Source organism: Enterococcus sp. 7E2_DIV0204, from assembly GCF_002140855.1.
In the GTDB taxonomy this organism is placed as follows: Bacteria; Bacillota; Bacilli; order Lactobacillales; family Enterococcaceae; genus Enterococcus_L; species Enterococcus_L lemimoniae.
The window spans coordinates 1,840,349-1,842,221 of the sequence record NZ_NGKY01000001.1 but is presented as its reverse complement, the minus strand read 5'-3'; the positions used below and the strand labels follow the sequence as shown (position 1 = coordinate 1,842,221).

The following is a 1,873-nucleotide window of genomic DNA, read 5'->3' as shown; positions in this document are numbered from 1 at the left end:
ACAGACATTTAAACTTTCTAACTGTTTTTGGTTTTTTAAAAAATTTAGATCTGTAATATTAGTGTAATCAATTCCTTCTGATGATCCCATAGCACTACTTATATTTAATTCTTTTAAGTCTTTTATATTATAGATATAGGATAAATCTCTTGATGTCTACACATCTAGATGTGTATAAGAGACAGCTCTATTCTCAAATATCCAGATTGCTTATCTACTTTATTAGATATTAACTTAACTATATATCCTGTCTCTTATACACATCTAGATGTGTATAAGAGACAGGTTTTTTACTCTCTATTCTCAAATATCCAGATTGCTTATCTACTTTATTAGATATTAACTTAACTATATATCTCTATATTCCTTAATAAGTGAAGTCGTATTCACCATGTTCCACACCATGCCATGAAAACCCATCAGCAATTATTCGTGAAGTAAATGTAGCATCACTTTTAGGATATCCTGAATAAAAAGTATCACCTAACGAAGCTGTTTCAATCCACGGAATACTAATGGCAACATCTCCATTATTTAATCGTTCTCCTAGATCAATTATGATCTTATTTATAAAGGTACTCGGAGCCCCTAAAAATTCTCCTGAATTTGTATAATAACTAACCTTTCCATCTCTCAATAGTTCCGGCAAAATACTTACAGGATCACAATATGTATATGAACCATCTGCTTTTTTAATACGTCTATAGAGATTTATTTCCACCAAAGATTCTTTAGCTCTGATACTTCTGTCAACGTTATTATAAGATCGCGTATTGTAAAAACCTATTTTATGAGGTAAAAAGCCTCCCATAGTTCCAGGTTCTAACTCCAAAATAATTTTTGCATTCTTACGAGCATCATAACTGATATTAATGTTCGTACCAAATTCGTATGAAGACCGCCCCCCATCTATTCCATAACCATAATAATGTCCACCTCTCCAGATCGACATCTGTTGGCCAGCTGCTCTATCAGCAAATGGATCTCCTGGTAGCTCGGCGTTTCCTTTTAAAGTCCCTACTACTAAACCTGTCTCTTATACACATCTAGATGTGTATAAGAGACAGCCCTACTACTAAACTAAGAAAAACTCCTAACATTGAAATAAACAGTACCTTTTTAATTCTCATTTAAAATCCCCCTCTTATATAAATTATATCCTGTCTCTTATACACATCTAGATGTGTATAAGAGACAGATTTAAATAACCAGAAATTCTACTAAACCAACAACTAACGTATCTAGTTGTTGGTTTTTGATTCAACATTGAAAAAAACTGTTAGAGAGATATAATGACGAATATGAAGAAGAAGCATAAAAATGTCGCACTAGTTGGCAGACTGATTGAAGTAACCAATTACTGCATAACACAACTCAAATTGCTTTAGTACGTTTAGATTAGTTGAGGATTGCTTTTTCACGAAAACCAATGGAGGTCGATAAATCGATTTTATTTTTAAAAATGTGATATGATTTTATGTTGCAGCTATCCGTGAGGTTTTGCTTATATGAATAATTTTTTTCATTGCTCCTCGTACCTATGTTAAATATAAAAAGTCTACTTTTGATTAAATCGTTTTCTCTAGTTTTTTTCCGTTTCGACTGTTTTCTTAGTTGGGTCTATTCTCTTCTTGATGTTCCATTGATGCGAGAACTTAGTAAACAATTCTATATATATTATTTTATTCACTAATTATCTTCATCAGAACAGATTGACTTTAAGATAAAGAAAAACACCATAAATTTTCTCATGATGTTTTTTACTCTCTATTCTCAAATATCCAGATTGCTTATCTACTTTATTAGATATTAACTTAACTATATATCTCTATATTCCTTAATAAGTGAAGTCGTATTCACCATGTTCCACACC

General features: G+C 31.5%; 1 protein-coding gene. It reads right to left on the bottom strand.

All coding sequences use genetic code 11. The features are described 5' to 3' along the window. Positions 1 to 367: 367 nt before the first annotated feature. The gene (locus tag A5819_RS08610; protein ID WP_086353039.1) at positions 368 to 952 is read right to left on the bottom strand and encodes a hypothetical protein; all 585 of its coding nucleotides are present in this window, start codon (positions 950 to 952) and stop codon (positions 368 to 370) included. Positions 953 to 1,873 lie beyond the last annotated feature (921 nt).

Coding starts and splice junctions, on each gene's coding strand:
- A5819_RS08610 (WP_086353039.1), bottom strand. CDS start 952: ATGTCGATCTGGAGAGGTGGACATTATTATGGTTATGGAATAGATGGG.